The sequence below is a fragment of the Sediminibacillus terrae genome, assembly GCF_009602435.1.
Classification (GTDB): domain Bacteria; phylum Bacillota; class Bacilli; order Bacillales; family Amphibacillaceae; genus Sediminibacillus; species Sediminibacillus terrae.
In genome coordinates this window covers 623,447-641,238 of record NZ_VZDQ01000011.1, presented here as the reverse complement: position 1 = coordinate 641,238, position 17,792 = coordinate 623,447, and the positions used below count along the sequence as shown (strand labels likewise).

Sequence of the window (17,792 nt, the reverse complement as noted above, 5' to 3'; positions counted from 1 at the left end):
CCTCCAGTTTTCTTTCATTATAACAAAAGGGACAAGCTGGCAAGACGAGAATGAGAGGAAACGTTCTGTCTTCAAAGAAAAGTGCTGATACCATAAAAGTTGATGGCTTTACTAATTTCAACAAAACGAGTTGACAAACGGGCGAAAATCTTAATGGAAATTTAAAATGAATCTGCTTGTAAAACTGAACACGAAAAAGTAACGCAGGCAAGGTACGGAGATTCCTATGGGCGCAGGAACGAGTTGAAAACCCCGCAAAAAGTGGTTGGTGTTCTCTGCTGACGCTGTGCTTGTGGAAAGTACCGTATATTGCCGTAGTGATGCGACGCGCGCTTGAATCAACAGGATAAAAGGAAGTTTGCCAAAGGTAAGGAACTTACGAATCAAAAAACCGAGCGAGGATTCGCTCGGTTTGCCTTGATGGTCGTGTTTTTGTCCCGGCTATATAAGTCTTTTTCTCTGAAAAAAAGGCTGCAGCATCAATCAGGATCTGGAAAGGGCTGTTCCTGCCGTGGCATTTCACGGCTTTGTTCAATCTGGGTTCTTTCTTTGTTTGCACGCACCGTTCCGCCGGCAAGTCCCTCGTTGATCATCCGGTCTACATCAAGTTCGTAGTTTTTCTTATCCTTAAAATAAGAACTTCCTTTTTTCTTCATACTTCCCACCTCCTTATTGAGATAGGATTGCTAAGAAGTTGGTGATTCATGCCCTGTTCACTCTTTCTTGGAGATTGGTTAAGTAAAAGGCAAACTGAAACGGATATGCAAGCACCGTCTCGGCCTGCTCCTGCAGCTTTGAATGCTGGAAGACACTGTATCCAGGTTTGGAATTCACTTCAAATAACCAAACACGGCCTTCTTTATCGATGCCAAAATCAATACCGATTTCCCCGATGGTTTCCGTGTAATTCTTCTCGATCATCCCGGCTACTAACAGAGCCATTGATTCCAGTCTCTTTTTAAGTTTTTGTCCTTCAGCTTCTCCAAATATTTCTTCAACAAGCAATACTTTTCCACCGCGTTTCACATGGGTGGTAAGGCTCCCTTTTCCGGCGAATTTAGCACATATGAGGGGGACTTCCCAACTGTTGCGGTGATTCTTATTGACATGGACACGAAAATCAAGCGGGGATTTTCTTTTTTGCACTAAGTCGATTTCCTGCTGGGCTATGTAACCTTCCAACCCATTTGGGAAATGCTGTTGAAAGAAAGCTGCTAATTTTTCGTAACGGTTTACTTGCGGTTTATTCTCCAAGTAGTAATGGCATTCCAGTTCTCCGGCAGGCAGCATACGGCACTTGATGATACCGTTCCCCCTGCTGCCGTGAATCGGTTTGATATATACATTGTATTTTTGGAGCATTGTTTCGATTTTTTTCCCGGAAGGGTGTAAAATAGTTTCCGGTACAAGAAAAGAACATGCCGGATCCTTCATCAAGCATTGATAAATTTCCCACTTGTTAAAAAAGTTGTTGTTGAACAATACTGCTTGTTCTTCCAGAACGGACTTGGCCAAGATTACTTCAGGATGGTGTTCTGTTTTGCGGTTGGGTATCCGGTTGTAAATCACCTTTGGTATCGGAAAATGGCCTTGCTTCCAGCTTCCTTTTTCGAAATAAAAGGCGTGAATATGTGTTTTATCGGGATCGATGTGCTGGTGGCCAAAAATCAGGGCCTGCATCCCCATCTTTTCTCCTGCTTTGCAAATCTGCTTGAAAATGGGGGCACGTTCATCTGTAAGGAAATGGTTACCGGAGAAACCGGCAGTAAAGATGCCCATTGCCAACAGAAAGGTGCAGCGTTCTTTATGAAGTTTCACTGTGAAGGAAGAACTTTTGTGCAGATTGAGCGTGCCCTTCAAACGGGAAGAGATGTATAGCGTTTCCGAGTCTTTGTCATGGACAAGCGTTTCAACTGGGGAGTGAATGGGGCCATACTGTATCTCCTTTATTGCCTGAAACTTTTTTAACTGGCGGTAAGGAACAATCATCCGGCTTTGGTTGCCAGGATAAAATTTTATCTTGAACGTCTCCATCGAAAAATCCCCTCCCGTTGATAGCATGTTCTTCTTACCAATTATATGTGGAAGTTCCCGTCACATGCGTGGGAACTCTGGCAAGCAATTGATAAAGAGAGGTCGATGTAAAAGTGTCTGCAATTGTATTGATCATCATGATGATCGTAATAGGAGCAATCATTGGCGGATTGACGAATTCGCTGGCGATTAAAATGTTGTTTCGTCCATATGAAGCCAAATATCTGGGATCCTGGAAGCTTCCGTTCACCCCTGGCTTGATTCCAAAGCGGAGGGATGAGCTGGCCAGACAATTGGGGCGTATGGTGGTAGAACACTTGCTGACTCCATCCGGAATCAGGAAAAAGTTGCAGCAGCCCCTGTTCCAAAAACAACTGACCAGTTGGGCCCAAAAGGAAGCAGCGAGCCTGCTTGAAAGCAAAGCAACCTTAAAAGAAGCATTGGCGTCTGCGGGATTCACTGTAAACGAGCAGGAAATACGAGAAAAAATTGCCAAGTTATCTGAGCGCCAATACCGGGAGTTTGTTTCATCGATGCATGAGAAGACGTTACATGATTTTTTGCCGCCGGAATGGGAACAAAAAATGAAGGACGGAGTGAATCGTGCCGGTGAATTTGCCCAGGACAAACTGGTGGAGTACTTATCGAGCGCGGAGGCAAAAAATAAAATAGGAACAGTCGTGGAGAGTTATTTGGATGGGAAGGGTTTTTTCGGAAATATGATTTCCTCTTTTCTTGGGAATGAAGGACTTGCCGACAAAATTCAGCCATTACTAGTCGATTATGCCCGGTCCGAGGAGGCAGGCGCCATCATCGAAAAAATGCTCGGACGGGAAGTAGAACGCCTTTACTATCAGACAACGATCGGCCAACTAGAACAAAAAGTGGGGGCGGATGAAGTCGCTGGTGTGGTCGGCCATGTGGTTTCCCGGTCTGTTCCGGTCGACCGTTGGATGAACAGAACCGTTCAAGCCTGGACAGAATCGTTTAAACAGCAAGTTCTGACTAATATGGTTCCAAACATGGTCGACAAGGCTGCCGGTGCTCTCGGCGACAGGATGGAAGAATTGATGGACAGTCTGCATCTGGCCGAAATCGTTGAAAAAGAAGTAGAGGCTTTTCCGACCAAAAGAATTGAACAGCTTGTTTTGGATATATCCAGACGGGAGTTCAAGATGATTACCTATCTGGGTGCACTGCTTGGGGGAGCAATCGGTTTTATCCAGGGAATCATTGTTATGCTGATGAACTAATCGAGTCCTGCAATCTCTCATCCCTATCACTATACATTGCATTTTAGGTTTGTTATAGTGGGGAAAGTAGCGTGAGAACGCAAATATAGGAGGATTTTACAAATGGCGAATATTTATGACAGTGCCTATGATTTGGAAAAGGCAATCCGTGAAAGCGATGAGTTCAAAGGGCTGAAAGAAGCTTATGATAAGGTGATGGCCGACGAATCGGCGAAGAAAATGTTTGATGATTTCCGTACGACCCAAATGCAGCTTCAAGAAAAACAAATGCAAGGCCAGGAAATCACCGAAGAAGAAGTCGAAAAAGCAAAAGGTGTTGTAGAATTGGTCCAGCAGCATACAGAGATTTCGAAGCTGATGGAAGAAGAACAACGATTGAATGTCGTCATCAATGATGTGAGCAGAATCATTACGAAACCTTTGGAAGAGCTGTACGGTAATCCGGATCAGCAACAGTAAGAATTAGAAGAGCTTGACACAAAAGCATAGTGACCAGCATAAAACCGAACGATTAATTCGTTCGGTTTTTGCTTTGGTGGCCATGCTTTTGTCCTGGCCACTTTTTCTTTTTTGGAAAAGTAATACGATTGGCATGACAGCCCCTGCTCCCCAGTGTTCAAGGCATCCGTTGAAGCTAGTCGCAAGGGATTGTGATTTCCATTCCTTTTTTGCTTAAGACGGACGTACTCAGAGCGCTCAGCGATGAAACAATACCAATTTCCCGTCAGGTGAAACACAGCGATGAGTATAATTGCTGTAATCCAGATCTTCGAGCCGATTTGTGCCGATTTGTTCAGCATCTTTGTCACTCGCCGCTTCGAACGTTTCCTCGAGCAGTTTTTTTCCTTCTTGGTCAAATACAGTCAATACATAAGCTTTCACTAGTTACCCTCCTGTATGGATCATTCCATATACTAATTCTTTGTTACCTGGTCAAATTCCTTTATATCTACAGTTATGAACGCAGCCTAACAAAAAGCCTTAGGAAAAACTGCTTATAACTCTATACCCTTTCGGCAGAAAAATATATAATGAATACGGAACTTTTCTATTATACAGTACGTAATTACAGGGGAGATGGAGAGAGGAGATGTTCTATGACATTGAAAATCAGTAATGTTACCAAGCGGTTTGGCAACTTCACAGCGGTCGACAATCTGTCGCTTGAGATTCCGGAAGGCCAAATTTTCGGCTTTCTTGGTGCCAATGGAGCAGGTAAAACGACAACATTCCGGATGATACTCGGCTTGCTGGATATTACAGAGGGCAGCATCGATTGGGATGGCGAAAAAATCAATTACAGCAACAGTGATGCCATCGGATATTTACCAGAAGAACGGGGATTATATCCAAAGCTGACCGTGAAAGACCAAATTGTTTATCTTGGCCGGCTGCGTGGCATGCAAAAAAATGAAATTATCGGCGAACTGAAAGGTTGGCTGGAAAAGTTCCGGGTTCCTGATTATTTGGACAAAAAGATCGAGGAACTATCAAAGGGGAACCAACAAAAAATACAATTTATTTCTGCAGTCATTCACCGGCCCAAGCTGCTGATATTGGATGAACCGTTCTCCGGTCTGGATCCCGTCAACGTAGAAATGCTTAAGCAGGCTGTAGTGGACCTGAAAAGTCAGGGCACTTCAATCGTGTTTTCTTCGCACCGGATGGAGCATGTGGAAGAGCTTTGCGAGTATTTGTGCATCATGCAGCATGGCAGTCCGGTTGTCCACGGTTCCTTAAAAGAAATCAAGCGTGCGTTTGGCAAGAAAAATCTATTCATCCATGCAGATTTTGATTTGACATTTTTACAGGATATCCCCGGTGTCGTTCATTATAAAGCAACGACAGAAGGGTGCGAGCTCCAAATCAATGAGGAAGCAGTATCACAAGAAGTACTGAATGCCCTCCACGATCGAGGGTTCGTGAGAAGGTTTGCACTTGAAGAGCCGTCCTTGAACGATATTTTTATTGAGAAAGCAGGTGCATCTTATGAATAAATTTTGGATCGTCTTGTCCCATACATACATGACCCGTTTCAAAACGAAGTCATTTTTGATCACCAATATCATCGCTTTACTCGTTATCGTGGGATTGGCCAATATCACTTCGATTATCGAAATGTTTGATAGTGAGGAAAATAGGGAAGTAGCAGTTCTCGATGAGACGGGAGAAATCTTTTCTCCGCTCAAAGAAAGTGTGGAAAACACAGCTTCTGATGTTACGCTGAAGCAATACGGAGGTACAGCAGATGAAGCGAAAGAGGCAGTAGAGGAAGAAGATTATGAGGCGTTTCTTTCCATAAGCTATGATGGACAAAACTTGCCGCAGGCTTCCTATTACGCTAATCAAATCGCCTCATCGGAATTGAGCAATACGTTGGAGCAGCAGCTGCAGCAAATCAAAGTAGCCATGGCGACGAACAATGCAGGCATTGATCAGTCGCAGCTCGAAGAAATTTATCAACCAGTTGCGTTTGAAGCAGTCGCATTGCAGGAGAGCGCGAAAACAGAGGAAGAATTGAGTGAGGCGCGCGGTCTCGTATATATTATATTGTTTCTACTATATATATCGGTGATAACTTATGGAAATATGATTGCCATGGATATTGCCAATGAAAAGACATCCCGGGTGATGGAAATTTTGATTTCCAGTGCTTCGCCGGTGAGTCAGATGTTTGCCAAGATACTTGGGATAGCGCTTCTAGGTTTGACACAGGTCGGTTTATTTATTGTAGTCGGTTATATCGTCCTGCAACAAAAACAATCAGAAATGACAGGCGGAGTTTTTGATTATTTTGGCCTGTCCGGAGTGACTGCTTCCACTTTTATCTACGCGATTGTATTTTTTGTGCTTGGTTACTTGTTGTATGCGACGCTGGCGGCGATGCTTGGCTCACTCGTCAGCCGCATCGAGGATGTGCAGCAGTTGATGATGCCGATGATATTCCTTGTGATGATCGCCTTTTTCATCGCTATGTTCGGATTGAATGTACCTGAATCCAGTTTCGTGACAGTCACTTCTTATATCCCGTTTTTCACTCCGATGTTGATGTTCCTGCGAGTGGGCATGCTGGATATACCAACATGGGAAGTTGCCTTGTCGATCGTCATCATGCTTGCTTCGATAGGCTTGCTGGCGGCATTGGGAGCCCGTGTTTATCGCGGGGGTGTTTTGATGTACGGCAAAGCATCTTCCTTAAAAGACTTCAAAAAAGCACTACAGCTTTCCAAAAAATCATAAGACGTTTCCTGATTGACAACACTTTCGCAGGAGATCACACAACAGAATCGAGCGTTCCATCCATTGGAGCGCAGTTTCCAGCGGGAAGGACACGGGGCGAAGCCGTCCCGTGGAAGCCTGGCTGGAGTGGATGCGACATGTTTCTTTGGAAAAGTGATCAAATAAAACAACTTTAATAAAACGATGAAAACCGAACGAGTTCGATTGCTTTAATTTCGAATGATCGTTCGGTTTTTGCTTTGAACCCTTTTTACCGGCTGATATCGGACACGTTGTTTCAAGTTACATTTAGTGATCGGAAGACCACTGCTTACCTTCGTGACGAACGTGCATTCGGCTTTTGGATTTGCTAAAATGAAGAGGTACAGCCAATTTTGAAAGGAAAATTTATATGGCCAAAGAAAAAATATCTTTTTTACATAGTGCCGATTTGCATTTGGACAGCCCGTTCAAAGGCTTGGGAAATGTACCAGCGGCGATTTTTGAGCAAATCAGAGGAAGTACCTTCGATGCTTTGGAAGCACTTGTCCGTCTGGCAATCGAAAAGCAAGTCGATTTTGTTTTGATTGCGGGTGACGTGTTTGATGAAAATCAGCACAGTCTGTTGGCAAGGATGCAGTTGAAAGCAGCCTTTGAAAAGCTGGACGCACACCACATTGAGGTTTACATGTCTTATGGAAATCATGACTTTACAGAGGGCAGCCAGTTTACAGATCAATTTCCTGAAAATGTCCATGTATTTACCGACCAGCAGGTCCGTTCGCTTCCTTTCCGGAAAAACGGTAAGACTGCTGCCAAGATTTATGGTTTCAGTTATCGGGAAAGAGCGGTTACGGAAAATAAAACACAGGAGTACACCATAGAAGGAACAGCCCCATATCATATCGCCATGCTCCACGGAAGCCTTCACAGCGACAAGGAACATGATGTTTATGCGCCGTTCCACTTGCGTGACCTGACGGAAAAGGAATTTGATTATTGGGCTCTGGGACATATCCATTCTCGTGATGTTTTGAACCAGCTGCCCCCGGTCGTGTACCCGGGAAATATCCAGGGACGATCAAAAAAAGAATCAGGTGAAAAAGGTTGTTATCATGTTGAGTTGAAAAACGGAGAGGCAGAAACGACTTTTCATTCTTTGCAGCAAATCCGCTTTGAAAACCTCACGGTGGATGTCTCCTCCTGCACTGATCCACAAGAGATGGTTCCGGTTATCGAAAGGCATCTGGAAGATTGTCGAAATCGTTACGGAAAGGCGATTCTCCATTTGACCTTTTTTAGCAATCGTTCCGTCCTCGAAGATTGGCATCAAACTGGTTATCTGGATGATACAGTTGATTTTTGTAATGAAATCGATCAGTTCGACAATAGATGGGCTTATATACAAGGGTACTCGATCCAAGTCGAACACAGTTGGAACCAGGAGGAGCTGGAGAAAGGACATCATTTTGCGGGTGAATTGGCAAAACGGTTTCAGGAGACAGATGACATCACCCGTTATTTACACCCGATCCTGCATCACCGCAAGGCAAGGAAGTATCTGTCCGGATTTACGGAAGAAGAGCAGTCGGAAATCAAACGGATGGCTGAAAACTTGTTGATGAATCAGCTGTTAAAGAAATGAGGGTGAAGCAATGAAGCTGTTAGCAGCCCATATATATGGTTTTGGTAAATGGCAGGACTTCCGGGTTGAATTCCCGGAGGAAAACCTGTTTCTGATCAGTGGGCCAAACGAATCTGGTAAATCGACAATCCGTCAATTCATGTTGTTTATCCTATTCGGCCTCCCGCCGAAACAGCGTGAATTCCACCGACCCAAAACCGGCGGAAAAATCGGAGGAAGATTGAAACTGTGGACAGAAGAAGCAGGTATGTTTTATGTCGAAAGAACGCACGAAAAACAGAATGGAGAGGCTATTTGTTATCTATCTGACGGAAGCATCAAGGGAAGTGACTGGTGGAGCAAACAGTTAAATGGCATGAACCGGGATAGTTTTGAATCCGTGTTTTCATTTGATGCCGATGACTTGATGGAGCTCCATGCCATGAAGCCGGATGAGCTCGGGGAACTTCTCCTTGGCGTAGGAATGACCGGTACTGAAAAAATATACACCGTTGAAAAACAGCTGGAAAACGAGTTGGACAAACGGTTCAAACCACAGGGAAAGAATCCGGAAATAAACAGCCAGCTAAATAAATTAACATCGATGCAGCAAGAGTGGAATCAGTTGCAGGAACAGGAGGAATCCTACCAGCAGCAAAAGAAAACGGAAGCCGGACTCGTTGGAAATATAGAAATGTTACAGAGGGATTTGGAGAATACGAAAGCGGCAAGGACGAAACAAGGAAAACTAGTACAGGCTTTGCCGATTCTTTACATGCTTGCAGGGGAACAAGCCAAGTTGGAGCAGCTTCCCGAATTTAGTCATTTTCCGGAAAATGGTCTGGAGCGTTATGAATATCTCCAGGAACAGCTGCTGCCGTTGCGGAGCAGGTTTGCGGTTCTGGAAAGCAATGAACGGGATTACCGGTACGAAATATCGACACTTCAGCAGCAATTATGGCAGCAAAAGAAACGGGAAAAGGCAGAGGCGTTAGCTGCTGCTTCCAATACGTATCAGCAACAGGCCAGCCAGCTTGATTATCTGAAGAAGAGACGGAAAAAATCGGTCGCGGAACTAGAACAGCAGATAGATGATCTTCACCTTGATTTAAACTGGGATCAACTTGGTTCTCTTTCCATGCCTTTTCATCTTGAGGACAGCTGGAATCAAATAAAAGAGGCCGTGCAGCAGACGGAAGCAGAATGGGAGAGCGCAGAACGCGAAGAACGGAGTACACAGGAACAGCTGCGTTCCTTGCAGGAAGAAAAGGCACGTTTGGATATAGGAATACTCGAGGAATCAAAAGCTGTAGAATTACAAAAAATCGTCGATGCAAAACGTACGCAAGAATATGTTGAATCATCTGAAGGGCGTCCGATTTTTCCTGAGGTCGACAAGTGGAAGAAAAGACAGGCTTGGACGTTATCTGGTTCAGCTGTAATAGGAGCCGTGTTGTTTGGAGCAGCAGCATTTTTATCCGATATTAAAAGTTTTTATGCGGTCGGCCTGATTTTGTTCCTGGCCGGAATGGTACCAGTATGGAAAGTGAAAAAATCATCCGGGAGGCTTTCCAGCCCTTCATCCGAAGGTGAACCGATTGCATTACAGTGGACGGCGTCCGATTACAAGGAGGCCGAGCAGCAGCTTCGCCGTCATTATCAGCTATTGGATGAACAGCACTCCATCAGCGGACAAATCAAACAGCGTTCGTTACAATTATTGAAGGTTTCCGAGCGGAAAAAATTTCTCGAAGAAAAACGTCAGCAGGTTGAACGGCAGATCAGAGAACAAAAAAGGCGCTATCCTTTTCTTATTGATGTGGATCCGGCTTATTGGCCGAAACTGTTTCATAAATTGGATGCCTGTATGGAAAAATACCATTCCCTTATCCGTTTAGACATGGAGCAAGAGGAACTCCTTCAACAGTTGGACGAATACAGAAAATCCTTAACAGCGTTTTTTAAAGAGACAGGGCTGGATGAATCCGATGAAACGAGTGAGTTTGTCCGTCAACTTCAGGAGCAGCTGGAAAAACAAAGACAAAACAGGCAAACCCTGTCACAGTATGAGGAATGGTTGGAAAGAGCTGTAAGGGAAAGAGAACAGCTGTTGGAGGAAATGCAGCCTTATGAACAGGACACAGGCTCGCTGCTCAAGACGGCAGGTGTTGAAAACGAAGAGGATTTCCGGCGTCTTGGAAGACAACAGCAAGAGGCCCTGTCCATTAAGGAGAAAATGGACAGTTATTACAATCAACTTGCTCCACTGTTGTCAGGTGAAGAGATAAACCATTACCTTGACAATCTACCCGATCAGGCAGAAGCGAAACAGGCATTGGAACAATTCGAAACAGAATTGGAAAAGCTGGAATCCCTAATGGATGCAGCAAGGCAACAGTTATCGGACATTCGCTCCAAGATTAGCAGGATGGAGCGGTCGGAACATTTTTCTCAGTTCAAGCACCGGTATTCTGGAGAAATCGAACAGTTGAAAAAACAAGTGAAACAATGGGCGGTTTACCAAACGGCCAAAGAAATGCTGATGGAGACTAAGATAAGCTATCAAAAAGATTACTTGCCGCACACACTCAAAGCCGCTGGAGCTCACTTTCATCAACTGACAGACGGCAAGTATGTGGATATTTTTCCACCAGAAGACGGCCGTCCGTTTTCCGTAACAGACCAGGAAGGATTCCGGTATGCAGTGGATGAATTGTCCAAAGGAACGGCCGATCAACTTTACGTTTCTCTCCGGCTTGCCTTAAGCAGTGTATATCAAGCAGAAAATATGCCCTTTTTTATAGACGATGCCTTTGTCCATTTTGATCGAAAACGAAAACGGGAGTTTGGCAGCATTCTTAAAAATATTTCAGAACAACAGCAACAAATCATTCTATTTTCCAGCAGCAAATCAATCCAAAAAACCTTGGGAGAGATACCTGTTATCGATTTAGAAAATAGAGAAGTAATTGAATTAGCATAATCGGCAAAGGAATGATAAAATAACTGAAGATAAAGTGGTTGGAGGGTATTCCATTGCCAAATAGTGACAAATCAAGCGAATGGTCTGAATATGAAGAAACCATTGAAAAATTCATACAAGTGATTGCAAAAAACATGAACCTTTACGGGATTACTTCCTCAGTCGGCCGTCTGTACGGCGCTTTGTATTTTGCGGAGGAGCCGATGACCCTTGATGATATGCGTGACGCGCTGGAAATGAGCAAGACAAGTATGTCGACAGGGGTCAGGTCCTTGTCTGAGATGAAAATGGTTCAGCCGGCTTATAAAAAAGGGGTGCGAAAGGACTTGTATAAATCTGAAGAGGATTGGTACAAATCCTTTACCTCTTTGTTCGGGAACCGGTGGCGTCATCATACAGAGACGAACATCGAGGAAGCGGAAGAAGCTATTCATGAGCTGGAACAAATTCATGCTCAGACTGATGATGACCATTTGAAGCAGAAAATTGCCAGTGATATCGACAGACTGAAATATGCTCAAAATTATTATCGCTGGCTGATGAAATTCATCCAGGTTGTCGAATCCGGCGAAATTTTCAAGTACGTCCCCAAAAACTAGGAATTCAAAAACCCTTGCCTGCCTGGCAAGGGTTTTTAAGTACATAGCTGATATCAATACATGTTGGCAAAGCAACTAGCATTCGAATTCGTTCGGTATATGTACGATGAATTTTCACTTGGTTTGTCTAATGTTTAAATTGACTTCACGAAATGCTTGGAAATAAGAAGGTGCCATTCACTTGACTGCTTCGCTGTTTTCATAACGGCTGTCCAAGTAATCGACAAAATGGATGATGTATCCTTCGATTGTTTGCGGCTTTTGAATGCATGATCCCCATTCCGGAAGCCCATGATGACACAAAATACAATGGGCCATTTGATGGATGGCTTCCAGAGATAAAGAAATCCCCTCTGTTTCGATTATTTTATTCAACAGAAGGACTCCATAGGGAATATGCCCGACCATCACTCCCAGGTCGTCCATCGTAATACCGGCCTGTTTCCGATTTTCCTGCCCCGTGTGTGCCGCTGTCGGGAATAAAAAGTGAAAAGTATCGAACGTCTTGCCTGCATGGTCGTATTCAAGCAGCTTGCCGATATCATGAAACAATATACTCGTCATGATTACATCAGGGTCCGGTTGTTTTTCTTTATGATCCATCATCCCTTGCAGTTGTCGATAGAGATGATCAATCGTGTCCTTCCAGACTAACTGCTGAAGGCCATTGTCCGACTGGAATTGCGACCAAAGTTCATTTTTGTACGCTTTCTCCACTACATTGATCAGCTTCATTGCTGCCTGAAAATGGTTTTCTTCTTGTTTCAGTATGTAGCGGGCGAATCGCATCAGACCTACAGTATGCTTTAACAGTCCCCCCAAATAATTGTGATGATATCCTTTTGCAGCCGGCCTGATCCGGAATTGATCCCAAAAACGGGTCATGACGGCACGGGCGATTTGGCGGTAAGGGTGTTGTAACTCATCCAAGTAGCTGAACAACTCCACCGTTAAGTCTTCGATGCTTTGATGAGTATATGGCAACAGAGAGAAAGGGTTTATCTCTGTTTCGCAAGGTGTAAGTTGTTGGATAGTGAGCGATTTAAATCCTCTGAATTCATCGACCAACGCTTCCACATCAAACACAGCGAACTTTTCCAAAAGTGGCTGGTTTTGTTCGACAGAGCCTTGATTGTCCCACATCTTTGCATTGATGACTCCGGCATTATTGCTGAATCGGAGTTTCAAAAACTGTTTATTGGTTTTAGTGAGCTGGACTTGAAAGTCGTTCAGTAAAAGCCGGAGGTTGACAGTGCTGCCAGGTACTTGGTCGTCCAGCACAAAATATTCACTGCTGTCCGGGAGCGCAGGCGGGGAGAACTCAGCAAGAATTTGTTCCCGCTTTGCTTGATCTACTGTATAGTCAATCGGGATAAACTCATAAAAATAGGTGGCTTTTTCAGCCATATTCTATCACTCCATTTATCTTCAAACTTCTTTAACTACCACAAAGGGCATAGATTCTCCCCCTATTGTAACGCAATGCCGTACGGATGAATATCAATTTCTATCACTGGAATTTTTTCTGGAATGTTACGTGCTTTTTAACATTTCATTTCTGGTATAATGAAAAAATCAGTGCCGAAAGACCGGCAATTGTTCAGGACGAATAGAAAAGGCATGGAAAATTAGACAGAAACAGGGGCGAAGAACGATGAAGTGGAAGGATTGGGATCGCAACTTAAAAATCCGTTTATTTGGAGAAGGGACAACAAATTTTCTTTTTTGGTCTTATTTTCCGTTTATGACAATTTTATTTGAAAATTCCTTTGGAAAGGACAAGGCCGGCTGGCTGTTAGTGTTATCGCAGGCGTTTTCCGTGATAGCCAGTTTGACAGGAGGTTACTGCGCAGACCGATTCGGCAGGAAACGGATGATGGTCATTTCCTCCTTCGGACAGTTTTTGACCTTTCTCTTATTTGCATTTGCAAACTCTCCTTGGTATCAATCGCCGATAGGGACATTTTTAGCATTCAGTCTTCTCGGAATATGGGGAGCGTTATATTGGCCGGCATCGCACGCTATGGTGGCGGACGTTGTGTCGGAAAAACATCGTGCTTCCGTATTTGCTGTATTTTATACATCGATCAATATCGCCGTCGTAGTCGGTCCGATCATCGGCAGCTTTTTATTTTACAGTTACCGGTTTGAAATGCTGCTGGCCGGTGCACTTTTGACCGGGGTGTTGTCGATTATCCTGCAGCGGTTCCTGGGAGAAACGGTGACAGTGCAATTTCGGAAGAAAGAAGCGAAGGTCCGTTGGTACAAAGCTGTATGGGATGAACTAAGTGATTATCGGATCATAGCTAAAGATCGCACTTTTTTATTGTTTATCATTGCTGGCGTTCTCGTGGCACAGACTTTTATGCAACTCGACATCCTCATAGCGGTGTACACAAGCGAAGTCATCGATAACCAGACCTTGTTCCATCTGGGAGATTTCAGGCTGAGTATTAGTGGAGAAAAAGCATTTGCCCTGGTGCTGGCCGAAAATGGACTGCTGGTAGCTATATTTACCGTATTTATTACCCGTATAATGAACCGGTTCAAGGAAAAGCCAGTGTTCGTGGCATCCAGTCTTCTTTATGCTGTCGGCATATTCTTATATGGGGTTACGGAAAATATTTGGATGTTCATTTTTGCCATGGCCTTATTCACTATGGCCGAGCTGATGGTGGTCGGCATCCAGGAAAGCTTCGTCGCCAAGCTAGCTCCGAAGCATATGCGCGGACAGTATTTTTCAGCAGCAAGCCTTCGTTTTACAGTCGGCAAATTAATGGCGCCTTTAAGCTTGGTTTTGACGAATTATCTTGCCTATCCAATTGTGTTTGCGACTTTAGGAATGTTTGCTGTCCTGAGTGCTTTAGTATATTGGTATATGTTTAAAAAATTGGAAACCAAACAGATTCAAACCGAAATCTGACTACCGTCCTGGCATATTTGACGTGTCCCTGCATATATTTTAAATAGCAAATAGGGACAAGGAGGGCTATGCGATGATATTGGGGATTCCTTGGTGGGTTTATATGTTCATCCTTTTTATTTTCTTCAGTGGATATATGGCTTTTAGAGCCGTTAGAGCAGAGAAAAAGCTGGAAATGCAGTTTATTGAGCGGGAAGGAAAAATATACATGGACCGGATTCAAAATGAACGGGGACAGAGACAGCAAAATGAGGAAGAGCCAGAAAAAAAACAAATGACATCCATGTAAAATGGTCAAAACAAAAACCGAACGATTCCAATCGCTCGGTTTTTGGGTTATAAAAAGTAAATCGTTCTAACATTCACTAACCTAAAGAGCAACGCTCTACTTCGGCAAGGTACTTCGCTTTCCGCGGGCACGGCTTCAGCTAACTTGGTAAAGAAAAGCCCTTTACCAAGTGGATCTTCAGCTCGCGCTCATCCCGCAGGAGTCTGCGTACCTTGCCTTCGTTGACGTAGAATTACTCGCAAACAAGTGATGCTCGTACTCCTGGTTGATTTCTGTTTTCTTTTCATGCCGTTACATGGAGAGTTTCAATTTCTAAATAAAAAAGCTTTCGTGCTGTTTTTCGTCTTGATCATATAAAAGTTAGACCCCGAACACGTAGTGAAGGATTTGTCGTAGCATACGAAGAACGCATCAAACAAGAGGATAATAAGAAGTCTATCTAAGGAACACAAATAGTAAAAACCGAGCGGATTTGATTGATAGTTCAAATCCGCTCGGTTTTTTGTTTTGGTGGCCAAGCTTGTTGTCCCACCCTTGCTATTCGGAGATTTATTCTTCAGAGCTTTCCTGGTCTTCACTAGAGCCTTCATCAGAAGAACCTTCTTCTGAATCTGAATTGCCGGAGTCTTCCGCTGGCTCTTCTACTTCTGGTGTGGTAGTTTCGAAGAGGTCTTTAAAGTCTTCGATTTTCACATCGATATTTGCATCTTCCATCAATTTCTGCATTTTTTCTTGTGCAGCCGCGTCATCTACTTTTGTCGAAGCGATGTCTCTGCGGATTTGATTGCGGATATCTTCAAGTGGTTCGACTTCCTCTTCAGCGTCTTTGCGTTCGGTTACTTGAATGATGTGCCAGCCATTGGAAGTTTGTACAGGATCACTGATTTCGTCCACTTCCAGATTGTAGGCAGCTTTTTCAAATTCCGGTACCATATCGCCTACACCGAATGTACCCAGGTCACCGCCATTTTCAGCCGAACCAGTATCGGTAGAGTATTCTTTTGCCAATTCGGCAAAGTCCCCGCCGTCATCCAACTTCTGCTTCACTTCTTTAGCTGTTTCTTCATCTTGGACAAGAATATGTCTCGCCACAAGGTCCGTTTGCATGTTTTCATATCTTTGCTTAATTTCTTCGTCAGAGACTTCTACATCTTCGGTAACTGCTTTTTCTTGAAGCATATTCAAACGCAGAACCTCTTTGAATTCCTCTTCATCAGAGAAACCGCTTTGCTGAAGCACCATTTCAAATTGGTCCCCGTATTGTTCTTTTAATGAATCGAGTTCTTCTTGTACCTGGTCATCTTTCACGTCATAGTTGCCTTCGAGAATTTTTCTCATGACCAGTTGCTGCAGGACAGTTTCGCCATTCTGATCTTTCAATTCCTGGTAGAACTCTTCTTTACTGACATTGCCTGAATCTGTTTCCACCACTGTTTCCGGGTCATCCGAAGAACAAGCGGACAGAGCCAGGATTCCGAATGCCAAGGATGCCGATAATGCGATTTTTTTCATTATATAAACACTCCTACTCTCCAAAAACTTTTCGTACAAGCTTTGACAAGCTCTTGAAATAATATAACACATTTAGCAGTGAAAAAAATAGTCCATTCCTATAATTACACACTTTTTACTAAATTTCGGGCATACGCCTATGCTAGATGACTCTCCGTTGCATAGGATGGAACAAAAGACAACAAGGGGGTGTTATGGATGGGCGCAGGATACCAAGGCGGTTTTGCGTTAATTGTCGTTTTATTCATTTTGCTGATCATTGTCGGAGCAGCATGGCTTTAATACAATGAGAAATTACCATTTTTCCGGTTGTAAAAAGGGATGACCAGTGGGCGTATTCGCTCCCGGTCATCCCTTTTTGAAAGTGAGTAATTTTGGTGCAATGTTGCCCCTGCCCTCTCAAATTCTAAGTAAAACCTCTGTGCGCGAAAACGGTACTCCAGGGTTTACCTTAAGCTTGCGAGGGCGAATCTTCTTGTCTGTTGATTTAAGTGAATAACACCTCTACATAAGAAGAGATCAACAAGATGGTTATCAATATATTGATTGTTCTGAATACATTCGGCTGTCGTTCCTGAGACATTTCTGTTCTTACTACAAGTTTATGGGTTAAAGAATTAAATAGAAATAGTACGAACAAAGCGAAAATAGCAAAAAACACTGGCATATCTTATGACCTCCTTTACACCTATACATTACTTTATCAAAATTTATTCTGCTTGAACAGTTATACCCTGCAGAAAATCCGTGGCCACCAAAGTAAAGATCGAACGGATTCTAAATGCAATCAGATTCGTTCGGTTTTTATTTGTATATTCTGGTTTTCTCCTGTTGTCTTGAGGCGTGCTCCAAATTGCTACGGCAAGATACTACGGGCTTCCACTTCCTCAGAATGCAGGTTCTTTGTCAAATGTGGCGGTGTGATTTTTCTTCCACCCTCTCTTTATCGAAAGGCTCAATCTAAAAACAGCTATTTTACTCAGACCGCAGAGGAAATAAACTCGCTTTCCGCGGACGAACGCCCGAGCCTCCTCGCAAAGCCCGCTGTGGGGTCTCGGCCGCCCGTTTTTCCGCAGGAGTCTCGCTTATTTCCTCTGCTACGCTATTGCGCTCTACAGAGCCTTTTTAACCGCTTGCTGCCATGAAGTTTCATGCTTAAATGTTCAAAGTCTTTGATTCTAAAGGAATCTCGTTTTAAAGTTTTGTTTTCTCTTTACAGAACGGGCACTTTTGTTGCCTTTGTCTTGTGTAAAGCTCTACTCTTAAGGCGCTTCCTTCTTCCTCTATATTCCATACATCTACTTGTTTATCTTTAATCCCCAGTAATTCTACGATAATATGACGTTGCACTCATAT

Annotated in this window: 17 protein-coding genes; 10 read left to right on the top strand and 7 right to left on the bottom strand. The window is 43.7% G+C overall.

The genetic code is table 11. From position 1 onward, the window contains the following. Positions 1-479 precede the first annotated feature (479 nt). A complete protein-coding gene (locus tag F6X55_RS20050) occupies positions 480-656 on the bottom strand; it encodes a hypothetical protein (RefSeq protein WP_162832888.1) in 177 nt (58 codons plus the stop codon). A 46-nt stretch (positions 657-702) separates the two neighbouring features. Then, positions 703-2,034, bottom strand: a complete 1,332-nt coding sequence (locus F6X55_RS05785; RefSeq protein ID WP_161993060.1) for a YheC/YheD family endospore coat-associated protein — start codon at positions 2,032-2,034, stop codon at positions 703-705. 113 nt (positions 2,035-2,147) lie between these two features. On the opposite strand from F6X55_RS05785, the gene F6X55_RS05780 reads away from it, so the two are divergent. Both F6X55_RS05780 and F6X55_RS05775 read left to right on the top strand, forming a co-directional pair. After that, positions 2,148-3,287 (top strand): DUF445 domain-containing protein, encoded by a 1,140-nt coding sequence (locus F6X55_RS05780; RefSeq protein ID WP_026569110.1) that lies wholly within the window; start codon positions 2,148-2,150, stop codon positions 3,285-3,287. A 102-nt stretch (positions 3,288-3,389) separates the two neighbouring features. Further along, the gene (locus tag F6X55_RS05775; protein WP_026771787.1) at positions 3,390-3,746 is read left to right on the top strand and encodes a YlbF/YmcA family competence regulator; all 357 of its coding nucleotides are present in this window, start codon (positions 3,390-3,392) and stop codon (positions 3,744-3,746) included. A gap of 237 nt (positions 3,747-3,983) precedes the next feature. On the opposite strand, the gene F6X55_RS05770 is transcribed toward F6X55_RS05775, so the two are convergent. Next, complete coding sequence (locus tag F6X55_RS05770; RefSeq protein ID WP_026771786.1) at positions 3,984-4,169, bottom strand: YhzD family protein; 186 nt, start codon at positions 4,167-4,169, stop codon at positions 3,984-3,986. A gap of 215 nt (positions 4,170-4,384) precedes the next feature. On the opposite strand from F6X55_RS05770, the gene F6X55_RS05765 reads away from it, so the two are divergent. From F6X55_RS05765 to F6X55_RS05745, 5 genes are all read left to right on the top strand, one after another. Next, positions 4,385-5,284 carry an ABC transporter ATP-binding protein gene (locus F6X55_RS05765; protein WP_153462342.1) on the top strand — a complete coding sequence of 300 codons (900 nt, stop codon included), beginning with the start codon at positions 4,385-4,387 and terminating at the stop codon, positions 5,282-5,284. After that, entirely contained in the window at positions 5,277-6,527 is a 1,251-nt protein-coding gene (locus tag F6X55_RS05760) for an ABC transporter permease (protein ID WP_153462340.1), read from the top strand. The genes F6X55_RS05765 and F6X55_RS05760 overlap by 8 nt, the downstream gene beginning before the upstream one ends. A 391-nt stretch (positions 6,528-6,918) precedes the next feature. After that, on the top strand, positions 6,919-8,151 hold the full coding sequence (locus F6X55_RS05755) for a metallophosphoesterase family protein (RefSeq protein WP_153462338.1): 1,233 nt from the start codon (positions 6,919-6,921) through the stop codon (positions 8,149-8,151). Between the two features lie 10 nt (positions 8,152-8,161). Beyond that, on the top strand, positions 8,162-11,113 hold the full coding sequence (locus F6X55_RS05750) for an ATP-binding protein (protein ID WP_153462336.1): 2,952 nt from the start codon (positions 8,162-8,164) through the stop codon (positions 11,111-11,113). 53 nt (positions 11,114-11,166) lie between these two features. Next, complete coding sequence (locus tag F6X55_RS05745) at positions 11,167-11,712, top strand: GbsR/MarR family transcriptional regulator (RefSeq protein WP_026569114.1); 546 nt, start codon at positions 11,167-11,169, stop codon at positions 11,710-11,712. Between the two features lie 177 nt (positions 11,713-11,889). Here F6X55_RS05745 and F6X55_RS05740 read toward each other — a convergent pair whose 3' ends face one another. Next, the gene (locus F6X55_RS05740; RefSeq protein ID WP_153462333.1) at positions 11,890-13,119 is read right to left on the bottom strand and encodes an HD domain-containing protein; all 1,230 of its coding nucleotides are present in this window, start codon (positions 13,117-13,119) and stop codon (positions 11,890-11,892) included. A gap of 247 nt (positions 13,120-13,366) precedes the next feature. Here F6X55_RS05740 and F6X55_RS05735 point away from each other — a divergent pair, with 247 nt between their 5' ends. Beyond that, the gene (locus F6X55_RS05735; protein ID WP_026771781.1) at positions 13,367-14,635 is read left to right on the top strand and encodes an MDR family MFS transporter; all 1,269 of its coding nucleotides are present in this window, start codon (positions 13,367-13,369) and stop codon (positions 14,633-14,635) included. 73 nt (positions 14,636-14,708) lie between these two features. Next, positions 14,709-14,924, top strand: coding sequence for a sporulation YhaL family protein (locus tag F6X55_RS05730; protein ID WP_026569117.1), 216 nt, complete (start codon positions 14,709-14,711; stop codon positions 14,922-14,924). A 549-nt stretch (positions 14,925-15,473) separates the two neighbouring features. Here the strand turns inward: F6X55_RS05730 and F6X55_RS05725 are convergent. Continuing rightward, the gene (locus tag F6X55_RS05725; RefSeq protein WP_153462331.1) at positions 15,474-16,436 is read right to left on the bottom strand and encodes a peptidylprolyl isomerase; all 963 of its coding nucleotides are present in this window, start codon (positions 16,434-16,436) and stop codon (positions 15,474-15,476) included. Between the two features lie 198 nt (positions 16,437-16,634). Here F6X55_RS05725 and F6X55_RS05720 point away from each other — a divergent pair, with 198 nt between their 5' ends. Continuing rightward, positions 16,635-16,718, top strand: a complete 84-nt coding sequence (locus F6X55_RS05720; RefSeq protein WP_074598165.1) for a YjcZ family sporulation protein — start codon at positions 16,635-16,637, stop codon at positions 16,716-16,718. Positions 16,719-16,923: 205 nt separating this feature from the next. Here the strand turns inward: F6X55_RS05720 and F6X55_RS05715 are convergent, their stop codons facing one another. Beyond that, a complete protein-coding gene (locus F6X55_RS05715; RefSeq protein WP_026569119.1) occupies positions 16,924-17,103 on the bottom strand; it encodes a hypothetical protein in 180 nt (59 codons plus the stop codon). Positions 17,104-17,630: 527 nt separating this feature from the next. Continuing rightward, the gene (locus F6X55_RS20045; RefSeq protein WP_153462329.1) at positions 17,631-17,786 is read right to left on the bottom strand and encodes a hypothetical protein; all 156 of its coding nucleotides are present in this window, start codon (positions 17,784-17,786) and stop codon (positions 17,631-17,633) included. Between the last annotated feature and the right edge of the window lie 6 nt (positions 17,787-17,792).

Excerpts from the sequence above, each read along its gene's own strand:
- F6X55_RS05715 (WP_026569119.1), bottom strand. The coding sequence starts at position 17,103 with ATGCCAGTGTTTTTTGCTATTTTCGCTTTGTTCGTACTATTTCTATTT.
- F6X55_RS05785 (WP_161993060.1), bottom strand. The coding sequence starts at position 2,034 with ATGGAGACGTTCAAGATAAAATTTTATCCTGGCAACCAAAGCCGGATG.
- F6X55_RS05760 (WP_153462340.1), top strand. The coding sequence starts at position 5,277 with ATGAATAAATTTTGGATCGTCTTGTCCCATACATACATGACCCGTTTC.
- F6X55_RS05725 (WP_153462331.1), bottom strand. The coding sequence starts at position 16,436 with ATGAAAAAAATCGCATTATCGGCATCCTTGGCATTCGGAATCCTGGCT.
- F6X55_RS05755 (WP_153462338.1), top strand. The coding sequence starts at position 6,919 with ATGGCCAAAGAAAAAATATCTTTTTTACATAGTGCCGATTTGCATTTG.
- F6X55_RS05730 (WP_026569117.1), top strand. The coding sequence starts at position 14,709 with ATGATATTGGGGATTCCTTGGTGGGTTTATATGTTCATCCTTTTTATT.
- F6X55_RS20050 (WP_162832888.1), bottom strand. The coding sequence starts at position 656 with ATGAAGAAAAAAGGAAGTTCTTATTTTAAGGATAAGAAAAACTACGAA.
- F6X55_RS05740 (WP_153462333.1), bottom strand. The coding sequence starts at position 13,119 with ATGGCTGAAAAAGCCACCTATTTTTATGAGTTTATCCCGATTGACTAT.
- F6X55_RS05720 (WP_074598165.1), top strand. The coding sequence starts at position 16,635 with ATGGGCGCAGGATACCAAGGCGGTTTTGCGTTAATTGTCGTTTTATTC.
- F6X55_RS05750 (WP_153462336.1), top strand. The coding sequence starts at position 8,162 with ATGAAGCTGTTAGCAGCCCATATATATGGTTTTGGTAAATGGCAGGAC.
- F6X55_RS05775 (WP_026771787.1), top strand. The coding sequence starts at position 3,390 with ATGGCGAATATTTATGACAGTGCCTATGATTTGGAAAAGGCAATCCGT.
- F6X55_RS05735 (WP_026771781.1), top strand. The coding sequence starts at position 13,367 with ATGAAGTGGAAGGATTGGGATCGCAACTTAAAAATCCGTTTATTTGGA.
- F6X55_RS05765 (WP_153462342.1), top strand. The coding sequence starts at position 4,385 with ATGACATTGAAAATCAGTAATGTTACCAAGCGGTTTGGCAACTTCACA.